Source organism: Streptomyces tailanensis, from assembly GCF_008386495.1.
GTDB lineage: Bacteria > Actinomycetota > Actinomycetes > Streptomycetales > Streptomycetaceae > Streptomyces > Streptomyces tailanensis.
This window is the reverse complement of sequence record NZ_VTHJ01000068.1, coordinates 31,932-48,446: the sequence shown is the minus strand read 5'-3', so window position 1 is coordinate 48,446 and position 16,515 is coordinate 31,932. Positions and strand designations below refer to the sequence as shown.

The window sequence follows — 16,515 nt, the reverse complement described above, 5'->3', positions numbered from 1 at the left end:
CACCCAACACCGTACGGGGCATTCGGCTGAGCATGAGCCCTGGCAACAGGACTCACTCCCGCTCAGTCCCTAGGAACGGTGATCGACAGGTCAGCAGCCGCCGGACGTGCTTGGCGCGCCGATGCCGATCTGCAGGGTCGCGGGAGCCGCGCAGCAGCCTCCGCCCTCGCTGCTCTGGGCGGCGTCGGGGTCGTCGTACAGGCCCGCTCCGCCGCATACGCCGGTCTCGGGCAGGGTCAGCTCGACGCGTTCGGCGGCCTCGTGGTCGCCGGCGAGGGCGGCGGTGATGGAGCGGACCTGCTCGTAGCCGGTCATCGCGAGGAACGTGGGGGCGCGGCCGTAGGACTTCATGCCGACGAGGTAGAGGTCCTGCTCGGGGTGGGAGAGCTCGCCCACGCCGTGCGGGTAGACGGTGCCGCAGGAGTGGACGTTCGGGTCGATGAGCGGGGCCAGGGCGGTGGGGGCCTGGAGGCGTTCGTCGAGGCCGAGGCGGACCTCGGAGAGGAAGGACAGGTCGGGGCGGAAGCCGGTGAGGACGATGATCTCGTCGACCGGGTCGAGGCGGCGGCCGTCCTCGGCGAGGAGGACGATCCGGTCGCCGGCGCGGTCCACGGTCTGGGTACGGAACCCGGTGAGCGCACTGGCGTGGCCGGCCTCGACGGCGGCCTTGGCGCGCAGGCCCAGGGCTCCGCGAGCCGGGAGCTGGTCGGCCTCGCCGCCGCCGAAGGTGTTCGCGCCGATGCCCCGGCGCAGGATCCACACCGCGTGCGTGCCCGGCTCGTCCTCGGCCAGGTCGGCGAGGTAGGCCAGAGCGGTGAAGGCGGAGGCGCCCGAGCCGATGACCGCGGTGCGCTTGCCCGCGTACCGAGCACGGACGGCGGGGTCATTGAGGTCGGGGACGCGATAGGAGATGCGGTCGGTGGCCGTCCTCTCGCCGAGGGCGGGCAGGCCGTCGGCGCCCATGGGGCCGGGGATGGTCCAGGTGCCGGAGGCGTCGATGACGGCGCGGGCGGTGAGGCGCTCCTCGTGGCCGTCGGCTGTCCGGACGTGCACGGTGAAGGGCTGTTCGGCGCGGTCGGCGTCGACGATGCGGTCCCGTCCCGCGCGGGCCACGCCGGTCACGGTGACGCCGTAGCGGACGTTGTCGCCGAGGACGTCGGCGAGCGGCTGGAGGTACCGCTCCGCCCAGTCGCCGCCGGTCGGGTAGGCGGCGCCGTCGGGGCGGACCCAGCCGGTGGGGGCGAGGAGCTTCTCGGCGGCGGGGTCGGTGACCTCGGCCCACGGCGAGAACAGACGCACGTGCGCCCAGTCTCGTACGGCCGTGGCGGCGGAGGGGCCGGCCTCCAGGACCAGCGGTTCGAGGCCGCGCTCGACGAGGTGCGCGGCGGCGGCCAGGCCGACGGGACCGGCTCCGATGACCAGGACGGGCAGCTGGTCGGTGGTGGGCACGCTGTTGGTGGGCACGGCCACGATGTTCCCCTTTGAGTCGACCGATTCGCTTGATTCGACGCATGTCGATGTCTTGCGTACCCAGGATGGCACCTATATCGATGAGCGTCAACATAGACATTCACCGAATCAACGACGAGTGCGACTGCAACCAGGGGACGCCCCTTTCCGAGGGGCGCCCCCAGACGTCACTCCGCGGTTTCCCGCCCAGGCAGGAATATGAGGGCCACCAGCGCCAGCCCGAGCACGGCACCGATCAGTTGCATGGCGATGAAGCCCGCGACCGAGCCGGGCGCGATGCCCGCGAAGGTGTCGCTGAAGGTACGGCCGATGGTCACCGCGGGGTTCGCGAAGGACGTCGACGAGGTGAACCAGTACGCGGCGCCGATGTACGAGGCGACGGCCACCGGGGCGAACCGCAGCTGGCCGGTGCGGGCCAGGCCGAAGATCAGCAGGATCAGCCCGGCCGTGGCGACGACCTCGCCGAGCAGCAGGTGCCCGGCGGACCGGTCGTGCGTGGACCACTCCACCAGCGGCTCGGCGAACATCGCGTCCGCCAGGATCGCGCCCGCGATCGCTCCCACGATCTGTGCGGGGACATAGACCGCCGCCTCGCGGATCGTCACCCCCGCGCCGCCACGCCTGGCCGTCCACCATTCGGCCAGCGTGACCACGGGGTTGAAGTGCGCGCCGGAGACCGGACCGAGCAGGAGGATCAGTACACCGAGGCCGAAGACGGTGGCCAGGGAGTTGGCCAGCAGTTGCACGCCGACGTCCTTCGTCAGCTCGGTGGCCTGGATGCCGGAGCCGATCACCACCGCGACGAGGGCCGCGGTGCCGACCAGCTCGGCGGCCGCGCGGGCCGCCAGCGGCCTACGGGGCGGGGTGGCGCCCGGAGCGGGCTGCGGCGCGGCGGCGGGCATCGCGGACTCCGCGGCAGACTCGCGCGTGCCGGACTCGTGCGTGGCGGTCAACAAAAACTCCTTGGTGCAGTCGCCAGGAAGGGCGAGGGATCAGGGACAGGACCGCTTGTTGTCGGAGGCGGTACGAGCGGACTCGGCCAGGTCGGCGAACCGGCCCGCGAGGGAGGCGATGACGTCGGGCTTGAGCCGGTAGTAGGTGAACCGGCCGCAGGGCTCCGTCTCCACGACCCCGGCCTCGCGCAGCACTCTCAGATGGTTGGAGAGGTTGGTCTGCCTCGCACCGGTCTCCTCCACGAGGTGGCTGGTGCACAGCATCTCTTTGGCGAGCAGGGTCACGATCTGGAGCCTGAGCGGGTCGGCCAGAACCCGGATCAGGTCAGTGTCGACTGACGTCATCATGGACTGATACTCTCACATCAGTGGTAGCTGACACCACCGGGCGCTGACATCATTCGCGCCTGATGTCGTCGTGAGACAAGAGAGACCTCTGATGTCCGACAAGCCCTCCGTGCTCTTCGTCTGTGTCCACAACGCGGGCCGTTCCCAGATGGCCGCCGCGTGGCTGACCCACCTGGCCGGGGACCGCGTCGAGGTCCGTTCCGCCGGCTCCAACCCGGGCGCCAACGTGAACCCGGCCGCCGTCGAGGCCATGGCCGAGGTCGGCATCGACATCTCCGCCGAGGTCCCGAAGATGCTCACCATCGACGCGGTCAAGGAGTCCGACGTCTGCATCACCATGGGCTGCGGCGACACCTGCCCGGTCTTCCCCGGCAAGCGGTACCTCGACTGGACGCTGGACGACCCGGCCGGTCAGGGCGTCGAGGCGGTTCGCCCGATCCGCGACGAGATCAAGACGCTGGTCGAGGGCCTGATCAAGGAGATCGCGCCGGAGAAGCCCGAGGCCACGGCATGAGCGACGGCGAGATCCGCAACGTCATCGTCATCGGCTCCGGCCCCGCCGGATACACCGCCGCCCTCTACACGGCCCGCGCCTCGCTGAAGCCGCTGGTCTTCGAGGGCGCGGTCACGGCCGGCGGCGCGCTGGTGCAGACGACCGAGGTGGAGAACTTCCCCGGTTTCCGCGACGGCATCATGGGCCCGGACCTGATGGACAACATGCGCGCCCAGGCCGAGCACTTCGGCGCCGAGCTCGTTCCCGACGACATCGTCGAGGTCGACCTCACCGGCGTGGTGAAGACCGTCACTGACAGCGCGGGTACGGTCCACCGGGCGAAGGCCGTCATCATGGCGACCGGCTCGCAGCACCGCAAGCTGGACCTGCCCGGCGAGGACGCGCTGTCCGGGCGTGGCGTGTCGTACTGCGCGACCTGCGACGGCTTCTTCTTCCGCGAGCACGACATCGTGGTGGTCGGCGGCGGCGACACGGCGATGGAGGAGGCCACCTTCCTCTCCCGCTTCGCCAGGTCCGTGACCGTCGTCCACCGCCGCGACACCCTGCGGGCCTCCAAGACCATGCAGGACCGCGCCTTCGCCGACCCGAAGATCTCCTTCGCCTGGAACAGCGAGGTCGCCGAGATCCACGAGGACGGCGGCAAGCTCGCCGGGCTCACCCTGCGCGACACCGTCACCGACGAGACCTCCCGCCTCCAGGCCACCGGGCTGTTCGTCGCCATCGGCCACGACCCGCGCACCGACCTGGTCACCGGCCAGCTGGACCTGGACGACGAGGGCTACCTCAAGGTCACCTCCCCCTCCACCCGTACGAACATCCCGGGCGTCTTCGGCGCCGGTGACGTCGTCGACCACACCTACCGGCAGGCCATCACCGCGGCGGGCTCCGGCTGCGCGGCCGCCCTCGACGCGGAGCGCTACCTCGCCGCCCTGAGCGACGCCGAAGCCGCGGGCGAGCCGGTCACGGCTGCCGTCTGACCACCTTCCGGCCGCGCGCTTGGCGATCATCGACCGGCTGGTGCTGGGCGACGCCTCGCCCGGCGAGCTCGGCCGGGAACTGGGCCTGCCCAGCAACCTCCTCGCCCACCACCTCAAGGTGCTCGACCAGGTCGGCCTGGTCGAGCGATCCCGCTCGGAAGGAGAGTTGTTCGTGGGCGTTGTCGCAGACGGCGACCACGAGGTAGTCGGGGCGCGAGGCCCGTGGGCGGTCGCCGTGAGGAGCACGTACTGCAGGGCCTGGCCGGCCCGCAGCCAGTCCTCCCGTCGGTCGTGAGGCGTCCACAGCAGGGCCAGCTGGACGTGGCGTTCAAACCACAGGGCGGGCCGACGGACGATGGCGGGCAGTACGACGGCGAAATCCCTCATCGGTACGCGCCTGCCCGCGTCCGGCGGGCCGAGGGCGGTGACGGGAATGCCATACGGGGCGTCCGATCCTGGGACGGTGACCCAGGTGAGGGTTTCGGCTGTACGTGCCGGGTTGGCGCCGTTGCGTGCTTCGGCAGCGGCGGTCAGACGCAGCAGCCGCCGGGTGCCGGCGAAATCCGGTACGTGAAGGCGTGCGCCGGCGGCCTACGCGGCGGTCACCATCTCCGCCACGATCGGCTCGGGCACCGGGCGGCCGGTGAACGGCATCCGGCTCGTGTGCCGTCGTGGGATGGCCTCATAGAGGCCGGGGTCCGGCGGCTGGTCGTCCGCGCCGAGCGGACCGGTCAGTCGTACGGCGGCCAGCAGGCCGGGGGCGTGAGGGTCCGGCAGCAGTCGTACCTCCGGCCGCCAACCCAAGTGGACGGCGGCGAGGCGGAGGTTGAAGACCGCCGCGCCCGCGGACAGATACTGGGCGCGGTGTGTCGGGTCGGTCAGGGGCAGGGTGCGCTCCGGCACCGAATGGACCTCCAGCAGTCGGCTGTCGGGGGCCAGGCGGAAGCGCCAGGGTTGGGTGTTGTGGATCGACGGGGCCGCCACGGCGGCCGCCAGGAGCGACTCCACGGTGGCCGCGTCCAGCGGGGTTTGAGTGCGCATGAGGGCTTCTCTTCCTTTCTTCCGCGCTTTCTTCGGCGTGCTTTCTTCGGCGTGGCCGCTTGTCAGGTGGCGGGCAGGGCCGTGGCCAGCAGGACGACGCCGAGTGAGCCGACGAGGGAGACGACCGCCAGGGCGCGGGCCAGGTCGGCGCGGCCCCTGGCGTGGGCGATGCCGTGTCCGGCCGCGGCGAGCATCACGAGGATGAACAGGGCGAGTTTGGTCGCCAGGGTGCGGCCGTAGCCGGGTTCAGCGAGGGAGGACCAGGTGACGCCCTTGTGCCAGGCCATGGCCCAGCCGGTGGCCAGCTACACGGGCAGGAAAACCGCTCCGGTCAGCATCCCGAACCGGCGGCCGACCGCCGCGGTGAAGCTGTCCTTGGCCTCCGGGGCGAGCAGGTGGCGGGCCAGCGGCAGGATCACCAGGGAGAGGGCGAGTTGGCCGCCGATCCACAGGGCGGCGCCGGCCACGTGCGCGAACCTCACCAGGGATCACCAGCCGACGGTGTCCATCAGTCGCTCACCTCCACCATGCCGTGCGCCCCGGCTTCGGCGTGGCGCATGTCGTGGTCGACGAAGCGGTAGTGGCCGGCCTCGGGGAACGTCGTCTCGGTGAATCCGCCCTGCGCCGGGGCCAGGTCGAGCACCTGCGAGCCTGGTTCGGTTCGAGCAGGTAGGCGCCCTCCTTGTACACGGTGTCGAAGACGGTGCCGACGATGTGGAAGGCGATGCCGTCGCTCGGCCCGGCGCCGACCACCCGGAAACGGGCCCGTTCACCGGCCTTCACCCTTCAGGGGCTGCTGGGCGTACTGGTTGGCGATGCCGTTGAACGCCCAGGCGTCCGGGGTGTTCTGGCGCATCTTCGTCACCTGGGCCGTGTGCCGGGTGTGCCGAGGTAGAGCTCGAAGGAGACCAGCACGTACTCGTGGTCGACCTTCGCCAGGCCGGGCGGGTCGATGACGACGGCGCCGTACATGCCGTTGCCGATGTGCTGGAGGTGACCCCGCGCTGCCTGGAACGGGGCATCATCCCGGTGCCCCGGGGTGCCCTGTACGTCGTCCGGGACACCCACTGGATGCTGCTCGGCGCCTGGTACGGGGTGATCGCACTGCTGGTCCTGACCCGCTTCTGGCCGTACTGGAGCAGCCTGCTGTAACCGACCGACACACTCCGGGACATCCCGCCGAACTTCCTCGGCGGGGTGTTGCCGTGGCTAGCGGCCGTGCTTCTTGTTCCAGTCGCTCACATACCAGGCGTAGATCGCGTTCCCGATCCCCGCGGTGAACATGAACAGCCAGAAATGCGCCCAGAACGACTGACGCTTCCGCCGGCCGTACCCGCCGCCGAACGCCACAGCCGACGCCGACGCGGCCACGGAGTTGTTGATGATGATCGGCGCCGCGTACTGCTGCTGCGGCGGATACGGCTGGCCCTGGTACTGCTGCCCCGGGTGCTGCTGCCCCTGGTAGGCCTGCGGCGGGTACGGACCACCCGGCTGCGGCTGCGGCGGGTACGGCTGCTGGAACTGCGGCTGCGACGACGACGCGGACATGGATCCCCTCCTCGGCCACAGACGTGGCCATCTACACGTAGAAAGCGAGAGATTCTTACACGAACCGCACAAGCCCCGACGCCCACGTCCACACACACCGGGACAGCACTGTCGAATGCCGACCAAGCCGCGGCCCAACTCCCCATCCACGCACGCCAGATGCCCCGTACCCGGTCAGCCGGCAACTCGTCATCCGGACGGAATGGAGCCGGCTGCGCGTGCTGGGCGAGGAAATCGGGATGCCTGAATGCGCCACTTCAATCGACCATGGAGGCATGACCCAGCCGGATCATGCTGTCCGAGCCGGAATGCACTGCCGGGTGCTGCGGAGCCGTGTACGTCACAGTGCGCCGCGAGGGGACGCCGACCAGTTGCTGCAGGAACTGGAGTTGCATCTGCCGGGCTTCGGCCGGACCGTTTCCGCACTCGCCGGTGGGTTCCACAGTCCTGCGCTTCGTACGAGGGCGCCCGAGCGACCGCGTCGCCTGCGGTGGTGGGGAAGGACTCTGATGGTGCCGAGGGACGGGCCAACTCACGGCAGGAGGCCGTGAGCATCAGGCTCTTCAGCTGTTGGCGGTTTTGCTGCGTTTTCCTGCATGAGTCGGGCCTTGTCGCCAGAGGGTGCGTGCTTTGTGCGGGGGTCGGTCGTTAGGTCGATCGGATGCGGGGGTGCGCACCGGTTCGGGGCTGTGGAGGGGGTGGTGCGTGTGGGCCGGTTGGTGGCGACGGCGACGTGCACCGCCTTCGGCGGTGTGGTCGAGAGCAGTGGTGAACGGGTGGGTCAGCGGCTGCTGTTGGAGCGGGTGTCCTACCTGGCCTCCTTGTGCCAGGAGCTGACCGGGGCTGTGGTGGCTTCCCGGTGGGACGAGGGTTCGCTGGATGTGCTGGCCGCCGGCCTCGGCGGGCAGGGCAAGGAGCTGCCGTCCAAGGGATGGATGGCGCTGCGCCGCCTTCACTGGGCAGGAGTCGCCGCGCCTGCCGAGGGTGTGTACGTCTCGGACCGGGTGCGCCGGGCGGCCGAGGAGTACGCGGCACGTACCCTGCGTCTTGCGGTGCACCGGCGCACTGTGGTGGCGGCCATCCTGGCGACCTGGCCCGCCGATCCTTCTCGGCGTACCGGGGCGGAGTGGGCCGCGTTGCGGGCGCTGCTGCCCGCCGGGATCAGCGGTGCGGAGATCCGCAGTCGCACCCGGCAGGTGGGCGCGTATCTGGCCGAGCACGGCAAGCTGCCCGCCGGGTTGTGCGAGCTGGAGGAGCCGCCCCGGGTCGCGGCGCAGGTGCTGCTGGCGGCGATGGACCGCCAGCAGGTCACCCTGCAGCGCCTGGATGAGACCACGGCCCGGCTGCGGGTGAAGCTCCCGCTGTGCGCTGCCCCGGCCTCGGGGCGGGAGTGGGCCTGGCATGTGATCGACATCCGGCTGCCGGGCACCGTCCACGCGGACGCGGTCCTGCACACCCCCACCCTGCGCCCCACCCCAGCTGGGCGGATCGCGGTGGACCTGCCGTACTCCCGCCCCGTCCCGGCCGCCAGGGCGTCCGGACATCGGGTGGCGGTCGGTTTCGACTGGGGTGTGAACACCCTGCTCACCGGCGCCCTCGGCCGCTTGACCGGGCGGGGTGAGAGCAAGCGGGTGGTCACCGACGGCCGGCCCCTGATCTTCGACGCCACCGCGATCAGTGCGAAACTGCACCGGCTGCGCGGCCACCGCGAACACCTGGCCGCCAAACGTGACCACTACCGCGCGCTCGCCAACCCTCTCGGTGCCCCGCACCGCGCCTGGGGCCGACTCCTGCACGGGGCGGCGGTGCTTCAGCGCGAGCATGAGCGGGTATGCGCCCGCATCCGGAAGCTGAACGACGCGCTGGCGTGGTCGGCGGCCCGCTGGGCCGTCGACCAGACGACCGCGCTCGGCGCCACCGTCATCTACCTCGAAGACCTCGCCACCCTGGAGGCCCGCGGCCGCAGACGCGGCAACGCCCGGCTGTCCGGGCAGGTCCGCGGCACCGTGGCCGAGGCGATCCAGGACTGACGCGTCGGCAATGACGATCGCTCGCGTCACCAGGTGATCCGCGCGCCACCGGGTGATCCGATTGATGGGCCCAGTGGGCCCGTCAATCGGGACGTTCGGCCCGCGCAGCCCGCCATCACTCCTCGTTAGGTTCGCCTTAGTAGGACCCGTGCGAGAGCGAGGCATGAGCATGGCATCGATGGATCAGCCGGCCCTGCGGAAGAACCTTCCCGTTCCCGGCGAAGGACTGGACGCGGCCCGCATGCCCGGCCATTGGCTGCTCGCCCGCGTGGGCAAGCGCGTGTTGCGCCCCGGCGGTGTGGAGCTGACCCGGTGGATGCTGGACGCGTTGGGCGTGGATCCCGAGGACCGGGTGGTGGAGCTGACCGCCGGCCTGGGGCCACCGCCCGGCTGACCCTCGCCCGTCGCCCGGCCGCCTACACCGCCGTCGACCGCGACGCCGCCTGTCGTGGCCGCGCTCAGCGTCCTCGTCGCTCCCGGCCCGACCGAGGTGCGTGCCGTACGGTCGGACGCCGCGGACACCGGCCTGCCGGGCGGCGACGCCACCGTCGTGTACGGCGAGGCGATGCTGACGATGCAGCCCGAACCGGCCAAGCGGCGCGCGTACGGGAAGCGCGCCGCCTCCTCGACGACTCCACCGGCCGGTATGCCATTCACGAACTGTGTCTGCTGCCCGACGACCTGGACCCGGCCCTCGCCGAGCGGATCGCGGCGGACCTACAAGACGCCATCCGCGTCGGCGCCCCCCCTGACACCCACCGGCTGGAGCGAACTCCTCGCCGACGAGGGGACCACGCCGGCTCGTCGCCGACGAAGGGCTGCTTCCCGCCCTGCGCATCGCCGGCCGGGCGCTGCGGGACCCGGCCGTCCTGCGTCGTGTGCTGCACATGCGCCGCGTCTTCCGACGGCACAGCGCCCACTTGGGCGCGATCAGTCTGCTCGCCGTCCCCACCCAGTCCCAGCCCTGAGGATGTACTCCACATGACCGCCACCGTGATCACGGACCTGGCCACCGAGCTGACCGTGCCCGAGGACGGCACCCTCAGCCGCGTCCTGTACCGCGACGACCGGCTGCGCGTGGTCGGCTTCGCCTTCGCCGCCGGCCAGGAACTGACCGAGCACACCTCCGCCCTGCCCGTGGTCATCCAGGTCGTCCGGGGCCGCCTCGACCTCGTCCTGGGCGACGAGAAGACCGAGGCGACACCCGGCAGCTGAATCCGCCTCCCCGCACGGCTGGCGCACACCGTACGGGCCACCGAGCCCAGCATCATGCTGCTGACCATGCTGCCGACCCCCGAGCCGTCCGGATCAGCGGTGCCTTCCACGGCGTGGGCGACACTTCAGTGGCCGTCCTGCTTGAGCCTGTCCTGGGCCTGGGTGGCGATGACGGCGGCCTGGATGCGCCGTTCCACACCGAGCTTGGCGAGCAGGCGTGAGATGTGGTTCTTCACCGTCTTCTCGGCGAGGTAGAGCCGCTGGCCGATCTGCCGGTTGGTGAGGCCCTCGCCGATGAGGGCCAGGATCTCCCGCTCCCGCTCGGTCAGGCCCGGCAGTGCGTCGGGCTCGGGCTCCGGCTCCTGGCCCTGGCGCAGCCGGGCCATCACCTTGGCGGTGGCGCTGGGGTCGAGCAGGGACTGGCCGGCGGCCACCGTGCGCACGGCCGACACCAGGTCGGAGCCCTGGATCTGCTTCAGCACGTAACCGGACGCGCCCGCCATGATCGAGTCGAGCAGGGCCTCCTCGTCGTCGAACGAGGTCAGCATCAGGCAGGCCAGCTCCGGCATCCGCGAGCGCAGCTCCCGGCACACGGTCACGCCGTCGCCGTCGGGCAGGCGGACGTCGAGCACCGCCACCTGCGGGCGCAGCGCGGGCACCCGGACCAGGGCCTGCTCGACATTGGCGGCCTCGCCGACGACGGTGATGTCCGGCTCGTCGTCCAGCAGGTCGTGCACCCCGCGCCGTACCACCTCGTGGTCGTCCAGAAGAAAGACCCGGATCGGGTTGTCGGGGCCGGGCTGCTCGCCGTCCGCCATCGGATGCTCCTTGTTCCGCTCGCTCCGCGTTTCGCGCTGTCTGAATCCGCCTATCGCAGATCCTGTGCGATCCCGGGCCGAAGGACCAGGGCCGATCGGCCCTACTGCGTTCACAGTGCCCGCAGGCCGTGCTCCCGGAACCGCTCGCGCACCCGCTCCGTCAGCCCCGGATCCGGCGCGGGGGTGTCGCGAAGCGGGAAGGGAATCCCCACCTTGGCCATGAAGGGACGTCACCAGGTCGGTGGCTATGGCGTCGGCGCGGTCGTCGTTGTTGCCGTACGCCGGGTAGTCGCCCTCGACCTCGTAGTCGACGGCCAGCCCGGTCGCGTCCCGGATGACCTTCACGCGCGCGTGCCTGACGGCGGACAGGCTGTCCACGGCGACCGACAGGCCGGCGATGCCGCACGCCATGAAACGGTGCACCGGGGTGGTCGTGCAGGTGGGGCCCGCCATCCGTCCCTCCCTTGCCGGGCCGTTCGGCCCGGTCAGCCGTCCCAGGTCCAGTCGGCGACCTCGGGGAGGTCGGTGCCGTGGACACGGATCCAGTCGTGGTGGCGCAGCCGGGTGTCCTCCATCCGCTGGCGTACGGCGGCGGCGCGGACGGCGAGGCCGGGGACGCGGTCGATGACGTCCATGACCAGGCGGTAGCGGTCTTCCCGCAGGCGGGCGATGCCGAGCCGCGGAACGGCTTCTTCCGACCGGTCGTTCCTGGCCTGCCGCTCCTGGCCCGGGCTTGTCGCGGCCACCAGTGAGGGCAGGTCGGGCGTGGTGTGCCGGTGCGTGGCGGAGTGCGGGACGCGCAGGCGGGCCCCGCGCCGCGCCGCCTCCCGGAAGGCATAGGCCGCCGCTTCCGTGTCGGCGTCGCTCTCCAGGCCGAGCAGCACCTCGCGGCCCCCGTCGCAGGGGTGGTCGCCGCGGACGGCCAGCAGCGGACCGTGCGCTTGGGCGGCCAAGCGCCAGCTCACCGAGCGGGCCAGCGCGCCGGAGACACCGCCGAACCCCCGGGTGCCCACGACGGTGAGGGCCGCGTCCTCCGGACGATCGCGAGGAGGCCGGGGTCCTCCGGGGCGGGCAGCAGGCGCCCGACCGGCGACCATCCGCAGTGCGCGACGACGACCCGGAGATTCCAGAGGCACGCCCCCACCGAAAGATGCAGGGCGCGACCTGTCGGGTCCGTGTGGCGCAGGCCCCGTTCGGGGGCGGCGCGCACCTGGAACATGGCCGACTCGCCGTCGAGGCGGAATGACCATGGCGGGGTGTTGTGAATCGAGGGCGCGGCGACCGCGGCCGACACGCAGGTCTCCGGAATCACGGCGTCCAGGGTTGTGCTGTGCATGATGCCCTCCTCACGCGTAGGCCAAGGGAGGCCAGGGGGTGCTGTCCTCCGAGCGTGGGTGCCCGCCACGGCCCTGTGAGGAGCCGATGGCCGCGCCGCCGGTCCTCACGGGCAGGGGCCGAACGGCCCCAGATCTGCTTCGAGTTGGCCCCGGCCGACCCACCCCTACTGCCTGCTCGGCCCATGCCAGGGCTCCCTCTCGACTGTCACCTTCGTGAGCGCCACGACGAGGAAGAGGGGCAGGCCGATGGACGACGGCAGCAGGCGTACGAGGAAGAACCAGCTCTGGCGGTGGCGGAACAACCCGCTGCGGCGGCGCGACGACATCGTCGAATCCTGGATCGTGCCGGCCGTGTGGGCGGTCATCGCGGTCGGCGGTACGGTCGTCGGCCTGGTGGCGGCCCAGGCAGCCGACGAGGTGTTCGCCCGGCAGCGCGCCGAGCGGCATTCCGTACGCGCCGTTCTTCTCACCGACGTCCCGCGGAGCCTGGGGGGTCGGGACCAACAGCGACAGGATCGCCGCGAAGGTCCGCTGGACGGACCCCGACAGCACAGTCCACACGGACAGGACCCTGGCGGACAGCGGGCTGACGGCCGGGTCCGGGATCATGGTCTGGACGGACGGCCGGGGCCAGATCGTCACCGAGCCGCCGAGTCCCGCAGAAGCGGCCGTCGAAGCCGGCGTCTTCGCCACCGCGGCCGGCCTCGCCTTCGCCGGCCTCGCCTTCGGCGCCGGAGCCCTCGCCCGGTGGAGGCTCGACCTGCGGCGCGTCGAGCAGTGGGGCAGGGAGTGGGACCTGGTCGGCCCGCGGTGGAGCCACAAGACCGGCTGATCCACGGGTCCCCGACCTTCCGTGTACCTCATGCACAGGGGGCCGGGCGGCCCGCGCATGGGGCCGTGTGGCCCATCGTCCGGCACGGGGCACGGGAGCACGCTGGAGGTGCCAGGTTCGTACGCCCCGACTGGAGGCACGTCATGAACGCTCCCGCCACGGCCGGCATGCTGCAGGCGCTGCCGGCCGAGCACCGCCGTCGGCTGATGCGCTTCGCCCGTGAGGTGTCGTTCCCGCAGGCCACCCCCCTCTTCGAGGAGGGCGGCCGGGCCGACCGCTTCTGGATCATCCGTACCGGCAGCGTGGACCTCGACCTGCGCGTACCCGGCCGCCGCGCGGCCGTCATCGGGACCCTCCGGCACAACGAACTGGTCGGCTGGTCCTGGCTGTTCGCCCCGCACCTCTGGCATCTGGGTGCCGAGGCGACCAGCCCGGTGCGCGCCTACGAGTTCGACGCCACCGCGATACGCTCGATGTGCAAGGACGATCCCGACCTGGGCCGGACGGTCGCCCTGTGGGTGGGGGGCGTACTCGCTCACCGTCTGTACTCGGCCCGCACCCGGCTGCTGGACCTGTACGCCCCCTACGGCAGCGGCAGCCTCCTGTGACCGGGCCGACGAGTCGAGGTGACAGCGCCGTAGGAGGCATCATGCACGGCACCCCGCACATCGTCAGCGACGTGATGACCCATACCGTCGCCGCCATCGGCCGTGGCGCCTCGTTCAAGGAGATCGTGCGGATGATGCAGGACTGGAAGGTCAGCGCCCTGCCCGTCCTGGAGGGCGAGGGCCGGGTCGTCGGCGTCGTCTCCGAGGCCGACCTCCTGCCCAAGGAGGAGTTCCGCGACAGCGATCCCGACCGGCACACCCAGCTGCGGCGCCTGCCGGATTTGGCGAAGGCCGGCGCGGTGACCGCCGGGGAGCTGATGACCTCGCCGGCCCTCACCGTCCACGCGGACGCGACGCTCGCCCAGGCCGCGCGGACCATGGCCCTGGCGAAGGTCAAACGGCTGCCCGTCGTCGACGACGTGGGCATGCTGCAGGGCATCGTCAGCCGCGCCGACCTGCTGAAGGTGTTCCTGCGTGAGGACGAGGACATCGCGGAGGAGGTCCGCCGGGAGGTGGTGTCGTACCTCTTCCCCAAGTCGACGTCGTCCGCAATCGTGACGGTACGGGACGGGGTCGTCACCCTCAGCGGTCACATCCGGGACACCTCCCTGATCCCCGTGGCCGCACGTCTGATCCGGGCCGTCGAGGGAGTCGTGAACGTGAACTTCGACGTCTCCGAGCCCAACCGTCCCTCCAAGCCGGCTCCTGCCCCGCCGAGTCACAGCGAGAACACCTCACCCTCGTGACCGACCCGAGCGAACGATGAAGCAACGCGGCGAGAACCTCGCCGCGTTGCGCACGTTTGGGCCCGCCTTCAACTTGGAACGGCTGCGCCGGACAGAGCCGACAGGCAGTCGTCCCGGTGCCGTGTGGCCCCAACCGCGGAGCGGGGTGTGGGACCGATGTGCCTCAATCCATGGGGCCGTTCGGCCCCTCTTCGCCCAGTGCCGGGAAACAGCGCCGAAACGCGGGCCGGCGCCTGCTACACAGAAGATGCCGCCCGATGCGATGAGGCGGCGCCCTTCCAACCCCACCCCCTGCCCGGGAGGCTCCATGCTGTCCGCAGAATCCGCCGCCGTAGTCCGTGCCACCCTGCCCGCCGTGGCCGGAGCGCTCGACGAGATCACGACGCGCTTCTACGGCGCGATGTTCCGCGACCGGCCGGAACTGCTCGACGGGATGTTCAACCGCGGCAACCAGGCCAGCGGAGCCCAGCGCCGCGCACTGGCCGGCTCGATCGCCGGGTTCGCGACCGCGCTGCTCGACGATCCGGAGACCCGCCCGGACACGCTGCTGGACCGGATCGCGCACAAACACGCCGCGGTCGGCGTCACCGACGACCAGTACACGATCGTCCACAAGTACCTGTTCGGCGCGATAGCCGAGGTCCTCGGCGACGCGGTCACCCCCGAGGTGGCGGCGGCCTGGGACGAGGTGTACTGGCTGATGGCCGGCGCCCTGATCGGCCGTGAGGCCCGTCTGTACCAGGACGCGGGCGTGGAGCCCGGCAAGGTGTGGCGGCAGTGGACGGTGGTCGAGCGCCGCACCGAAACCCCGGACGTGGTGTCCTTCCTGCTCCGCCCGGCGGACGGCCGCCCGGCGCCGCGGGCGCGGGCGGGCCAGTACGTGAGCGTACGGGTCCTGATGTCGGACGGGGCGCATCAGCTGCGCCAGTACAGCCTGTCCTCGGACCCGGGCGGGGATCTGCGGCGGATCACGGTGAAGCGGGTCGCCGGGACGGCCGACGCGCCGGACGGTGAGGTCTCCAACCTGCTGCACGACCAGGTCCGCGAGGGCGACGAACTGACGCTCTCCGCGCCCTTCGGCGACGTCTTCCTCGACGACCCGGCCGACGCCACCACTCCGGTCGTCCTCGTCTCCGCGGGCATCGGCGGCACGCCCATGACCGGCATCCTGGCCCATCTCGCGGCCCTCGGCTCGACCCGCCCGGTGCTCGTCCTGCACGCCGACCGCTCCCCCGCCGACCACGCCCTGCGCACCGAGACAGGCAAGCTGGTCGGCCAACTGCCGGAAGCCCGCGCCGTCTTCTGGTACGAGCACCCCGAACCGGAGGAACCCGACGCCCGCGAGGGCCTGATGAACCTCGACGGCATCGAACTGCCCGAGAACGCCACGATGTTCCTGTGCGGCCCCCTGCCGTTCATGCGAGCCGTCCGCGCGCAGTTGCTGAACGCCGGGGTCCCGGCACAGCGCATCCGCTACGAGGTCTTCGGCCCCGACCTGTGGCTGCCCGGCCCGACGGCCTGAACGACGTCGGGACATCCCCGCCCCCTCGCGATTCCAGGAGAGGAACCGCGATGACCAGCAAGGGAACCGGCATGACGACCAGCAAGGACACCCAGACCACCACTACCGGCGTGCTGCTGCGTTCGGACGGCGAGGTGGTCGAGGAGACCATGACCTACGCCCGCACGAAGATCGACGCGGTGCTGGGCCGGCCGGGACTGCCCGCCGTCAGCGGCGAGGTGCGCATCACGAGAGCGTCCGCCCACCACGCGTACCGTCCCTGGTCGGCAGCGGCCGCCCTCCACATCGGACGGCGCGAAGTGGGCGTATTCGCCGAGGAAGCCACCGGCCGCGAACTCGTCGACCGCCTCCACGACCGGTTGCGCCGCCAGACCGACAAGGCCGCACACACCGGACGCGACGACCGTCGGGCGGTGACCCCGCCCTGGCGCGGTGGCTCCGGCACCGACTCTCACCCGGCGTGAGCCCGCGGTGAGTACAGGCCCGGACGCCGCGGCACCTCCCTACCGGTGTCACCCGCATGGCCGCCACGAAGCGTCGGCCATGCTCGACCGTG

At 71.5% G+C, this 16,515-nt stretch carries 23 protein-coding genes and 3 pseudogenes; 12 read left to right on the top strand and 14 right to left on the bottom strand.

All coding sequences use genetic code 11. The features are described 5' to 3' along the window. Nucleotides 1-90 precede the first annotated feature (90 nt). From F3T56_RS38155 to F3T56_RS38145, 3 genes are all read right to left on the bottom strand, one after another. A complete protein-coding gene (locus F3T56_RS38155) occupies nt 91-1,470 on the bottom strand; it encodes an FAD-dependent oxidoreductase (protein ID WP_425473718.1) in 1,380 nt (459 codons plus the stop codon). A 167-nt stretch (nt 1,471-1,637) separates the two neighbouring features. Continuing rightward, nucleotides 1,638-2,372 (bottom strand): aquaporin, encoded by a 735-nt coding sequence (locus tag F3T56_RS38150; protein WP_149830060.1) that lies wholly within the window; start codon nt 2,370-2,372, stop codon nt 1,638-1,640. A 90-nt stretch (nt 2,373-2,462) separates the two neighbouring features. Beyond that, the gene (locus F3T56_RS38145) at nt 2,463-2,771 is read right to left on the bottom strand and encodes an ArsR/SmtB family transcription factor (protein ID WP_149830054.1); all 309 of its coding nucleotides are present in this window, start codon (nt 2,769-2,771) and stop codon (nt 2,463-2,465) included. 91 nt (nt 2,772-2,862) lie between these two features. On the opposite strand from F3T56_RS38145, the gene F3T56_RS38140 reads away from it, so the two are divergent. The 3 genes from F3T56_RS38140 to F3T56_RS48715 are packed head-to-tail and all read left to right on the top strand — an operon-like array spanning nt 2,863 to nt 4,557. Beyond that, complete coding sequence (locus F3T56_RS38140; protein ID WP_149830053.1) at nt 2,863-3,285, top strand: arsenate reductase ArsC; 423 nt, start codon at nt 2,863-2,865, stop codon at nt 3,283-3,285. Further along, on the top strand, nt 3,282-4,262 hold the full coding sequence (gene trxB / locus F3T56_RS38135; protein WP_149830052.1) for a thioredoxin-disulfide reductase: 981 nt from the start codon (nt 3,282-3,284) through the stop codon (nt 4,260-4,262). Before F3T56_RS38140 ends, trxB begins: the two co-directional genes overlap by 4 nt. Before the next feature lie 19 nt (nt 4,263-4,281). After that, on the top strand, nt 4,282-4,557 hold the full coding sequence (locus F3T56_RS48715; protein WP_281291956.1) for an ArsR/SmtB family transcription factor: 276 nt from the start codon (nt 4,282-4,284) through the stop codon (nt 4,555-4,557). A gap of 296 nt (nt 4,558-4,853) precedes the next feature. On the opposite strand, the gene F3T56_RS49915 is transcribed toward F3T56_RS48715, so the two are convergent. From F3T56_RS49915 to F3T56_RS49530, 4 genes are all read right to left on the bottom strand, one after another. Beyond that, nucleotides 4,854-5,303 (bottom strand): nitroreductase family protein, encoded by a 450-nt coding sequence (locus F3T56_RS49915; RefSeq protein WP_342787044.1) that lies wholly within the window; start codon nt 5,301-5,303, stop codon nt 4,854-4,856. 62 nt (nt 5,304-5,365) lie between these two features. Continuing rightward, nucleotides 5,366-5,590 (bottom strand): hypothetical protein, encoded by a 225-nt coding sequence (locus tag F3T56_RS47205; protein WP_216373061.1) that lies wholly within the window; start codon nt 5,588-5,590, stop codon nt 5,366-5,368. An 18-nt stretch (nt 5,591-5,608) separates the two neighbouring features. After that, entirely contained in the window at nt 5,609-5,785 is a 177-nt protein-coding gene (locus F3T56_RS47200; protein ID WP_216373060.1) for a hypothetical protein, read from the bottom strand. A 26-nt stretch (nt 5,786-5,811) separates the two neighbouring features. Continuing rightward, nucleotides 5,812-5,946: a cupredoxin domain-containing protein gene (locus F3T56_RS49530; protein ID WP_281291955.1), complete on the bottom strand. Its 135-nt coding sequence runs from the start codon at nt 5,944-5,946 to the stop codon at nt 5,812-5,814. Nucleotides 5,947-6,287: 341 nt separating this feature from the next. Here F3T56_RS49530 and F3T56_RS38115 point away from each other — a divergent pair, with 341 nt between their 5' ends. Further along, a complete protein-coding gene (locus tag F3T56_RS38115) occupies nt 6,288-6,455 on the top strand; it encodes a hypothetical protein (protein WP_216373059.1) in 168 nt (55 codons plus the stop codon). A gap of 57 nt (nt 6,456-6,512) precedes the next feature. Here the strand turns inward: F3T56_RS38115 and F3T56_RS48710 are convergent, their stop codons facing one another. Continuing rightward, nucleotides 6,513-6,851 (bottom strand): DUF8108 domain-containing protein, encoded by a 339-nt coding sequence (locus F3T56_RS48710; RefSeq protein ID WP_246204282.1) that lies wholly within the window; start codon nt 6,849-6,851, stop codon nt 6,513-6,515. A gap of 701 nt (nt 6,852-7,552) precedes the next feature. Between F3T56_RS48710 and F3T56_RS38105 the strand changes: the two genes are divergently transcribed. The 3 genes from F3T56_RS38105 to F3T56_RS38095 all read left to right on the top strand — a co-directional run bounded on the left by F3T56_RS38105 (nt 7,553) and on the right by F3T56_RS38095 (nt 10,096). Continuing rightward, a complete protein-coding gene (locus F3T56_RS38105; protein WP_149830051.1) occupies nt 7,553-8,881 on the top strand; it encodes a transposase in 1,329 nt (442 codons plus the stop codon). 178 nt (nt 8,882-9,059) lie between these two features. Beyond that, complete coding sequence (locus F3T56_RS47195; RefSeq protein WP_216373058.1) at nt 9,060-9,275, top strand: hypothetical protein; 216 nt, start codon at nt 9,060-9,062, stop codon at nt 9,273-9,275. Nucleotides 9,276-9,862: 587 nt separating this feature from the next. Continuing rightward, nucleotides 9,863-10,096: a cupin domain-containing protein gene (locus F3T56_RS38095; protein WP_149830050.1), complete on the top strand. Its 234-nt coding sequence runs from the start codon at nt 9,863-9,865 to the stop codon at nt 10,094-10,096. 125 nt (nt 10,097-10,221) lie between these two features. Here F3T56_RS38095 and F3T56_RS38090 read toward each other — a convergent pair whose 3' ends face one another. The 6 genes and pseudogenes from F3T56_RS38090 to F3T56_RS48700 form a co-directional block, all read right to left on the bottom strand. After that, nucleotides 10,222-10,914 carry a response regulator gene (locus F3T56_RS38090; RefSeq protein ID WP_149830058.1) on the bottom strand — a complete coding sequence of 231 codons (693 nt, stop codon included), beginning with the start codon at nt 10,912-10,914 and terminating at the stop codon, nt 10,222-10,224. Nucleotides 10,915-11,024: 110 nt separating this feature from the next. Then, nucleotides 11,025-11,126 (bottom strand): annotated as a pseudogene (locus tag F3T56_RS48705) (pyruvate formate-lyase-activating protein); the annotation flags it as partial. A gap of 19 nt (nt 11,127-11,145) precedes the next feature. Beyond that, nucleotides 11,146-11,367 (bottom strand): annotated as a pseudogene (locus F3T56_RS50330) (pyruvate formate lyase family protein); the annotation flags it as partial. 32 nt (nt 11,368-11,399) lie between these two features. Beyond that, nucleotides 11,400-11,567 (bottom strand): annotated as a pseudogene (locus F3T56_RS49910) (phosphoketolase family protein); the annotation flags it as partial. Nucleotides 11,568-11,875: 308 nt separating this feature from the next. Beyond that, nucleotides 11,876-12,250 (bottom strand): hypothetical protein, encoded by a 375-nt coding sequence (locus tag F3T56_RS38070; RefSeq protein ID WP_149830049.1) that lies wholly within the window; start codon nt 12,248-12,250, stop codon nt 11,876-11,878. A 165-nt stretch (nt 12,251-12,415) separates the two neighbouring features. Next, on the bottom strand, nt 12,416-12,616 hold the full coding sequence (locus F3T56_RS48700) for a hypothetical protein (RefSeq protein ID WP_246204286.1): 201 nt from the start codon (nt 12,614-12,616) through the stop codon (nt 12,416-12,418). Between the two features lie 80 nt (nt 12,617-12,696). On the opposite strand from F3T56_RS48700, the gene F3T56_RS50325 reads away from it, so the two are divergent. From F3T56_RS50325 to F3T56_RS38045, 5 genes are all read left to right on the top strand, one after another. After that, on the top strand, nt 12,697-13,083 hold the full coding sequence (locus F3T56_RS50325) for an Rv1733c family protein (RefSeq protein ID WP_425473720.1): 387 nt from the start codon (nt 12,697-12,699) through the stop codon (nt 13,081-13,083). A 143-nt stretch (nt 13,084-13,226) separates the two neighbouring features. Further along, a complete protein-coding gene (locus F3T56_RS38060; RefSeq protein ID WP_149830048.1) occupies nt 13,227-13,691 on the top strand; it encodes a cyclic nucleotide-binding domain-containing protein in 465 nt (154 codons plus the stop codon). 41 nt (nt 13,692-13,732) lie between these two features. After that, complete coding sequence (locus F3T56_RS38055) at nt 13,733-14,437, top strand: CBS domain-containing protein (RefSeq protein WP_149830047.1); 705 nt, start codon at nt 13,733-13,735, stop codon at nt 14,435-14,437. Between the two features lie 307 nt (nt 14,438-14,744). Beyond that, nucleotides 14,745-15,959 carry a globin domain-containing protein gene (locus tag F3T56_RS38050; protein WP_149830046.1) on the top strand — a complete coding sequence of 405 codons (1,215 nt, stop codon included), beginning with the start codon at nt 14,745-14,747 and terminating at the stop codon, nt 15,957-15,959. A gap of 50 nt (nt 15,960-16,009) precedes the next feature. Continuing rightward, nucleotides 16,010-16,423 carry a hypothetical protein gene (locus tag F3T56_RS38045; RefSeq protein ID WP_149830045.1) on the top strand — a complete coding sequence of 138 codons (414 nt, stop codon included), beginning with the start codon at nt 16,010-16,012 and terminating at the stop codon, nt 16,421-16,423. Nucleotides 16,424-16,515 lie beyond the last annotated feature (92 nt).

Bases quoted from the DNA above. Each gene is read 5' to 3' on its own strand.
- F3T56_RS38045 (WP_149830045.1), top strand. From the start codon at position 16,010: ATGACCAGCAAGGGAACCGGCATGACGACCAGCAAGGACACCCAGACC.
- F3T56_RS38095 (WP_149830050.1), top strand. From the start codon at position 9,863: ATGACCGCCACCGTGATCACGGACCTGGCCACCGAGCTGACCGTGCCC.
- F3T56_RS47205 (WP_216373061.1), bottom strand. From the start codon at position 5,590: ATGGCCTGGCACAAGGGCGTCACCTGGTCCTCCCTCGCTGAACCCGGC.
- F3T56_RS38150 (WP_149830060.1), bottom strand. From the start codon at position 2,372: ATGCCCGCCGCCGCGCCGCAGCCCGCTCCGGGCGCCACCCCGCCCCGT.
- F3T56_RS38145 (WP_149830054.1), bottom strand. From the start codon at position 2,771: ATGATGACGTCAGTCGACACTGACCTGATCCGGGTTCTGGCCGACCCG.
- F3T56_RS47195 (WP_216373058.1), top strand. From the start codon at position 9,060: ATGGATCAGCCGGCCCTGCGGAAGAACCTTCCCGTTCCCGGCGAAGGA.
- trxB (WP_149830052.1), top strand. From the start codon at position 3,282: ATGAGCGACGGCGAGATCCGCAACGTCATCGTCATCGGCTCCGGCCCC.
- F3T56_RS38070 (WP_149830049.1), bottom strand. From the start codon at position 12,250: ATGCACAGCACAACCCTGGACGCCGTGATTCCGGAGACCTGCGTGTCG.
- F3T56_RS38055 (WP_149830047.1), top strand. From the start codon at position 13,733: ATGCACGGCACCCCGCACATCGTCAGCGACGTGATGACCCATACCGTC.
- F3T56_RS38140 (WP_149830053.1), top strand. From the start codon at position 2,863: ATGTCCGACAAGCCCTCCGTGCTCTTCGTCTGTGTCCACAACGCGGGC.
- F3T56_RS38090 (WP_149830058.1), bottom strand. From the start codon at position 10,914: ATGGCGGACGGCGAGCAGCCCGGCCCCGACAACCCGATCCGGGTCTTT.
- F3T56_RS48700 (WP_246204286.1), bottom strand. From the start codon at position 12,616: ATGACCGCCCACACGGCCGGCACGATCCAGGATTCGACGATGTCGTCG.
- F3T56_RS38050 (WP_149830046.1), top strand. From the start codon at position 14,745: ATGCTGTCCGCAGAATCCGCCGCCGTAGTCCGTGCCACCCTGCCCGCC.
- F3T56_RS48710 (WP_246204282.1), bottom strand. From the start codon at position 6,851: ATGTCCGCGTCGTCGTCGCAGCCGCAGTTCCAGCAGCCGTACCCGCCG.
- F3T56_RS38060 (WP_149830048.1), top strand. From the start codon at position 13,227: ATGAACGCTCCCGCCACGGCCGGCATGCTGCAGGCGCTGCCGGCCGAG.
- F3T56_RS49915 (WP_342787044.1), bottom strand. From the start codon at position 5,303: ATGCGCACTCAAACCCCGCTGGACGCGGCCACCGTGGAGTCGCTCCTG.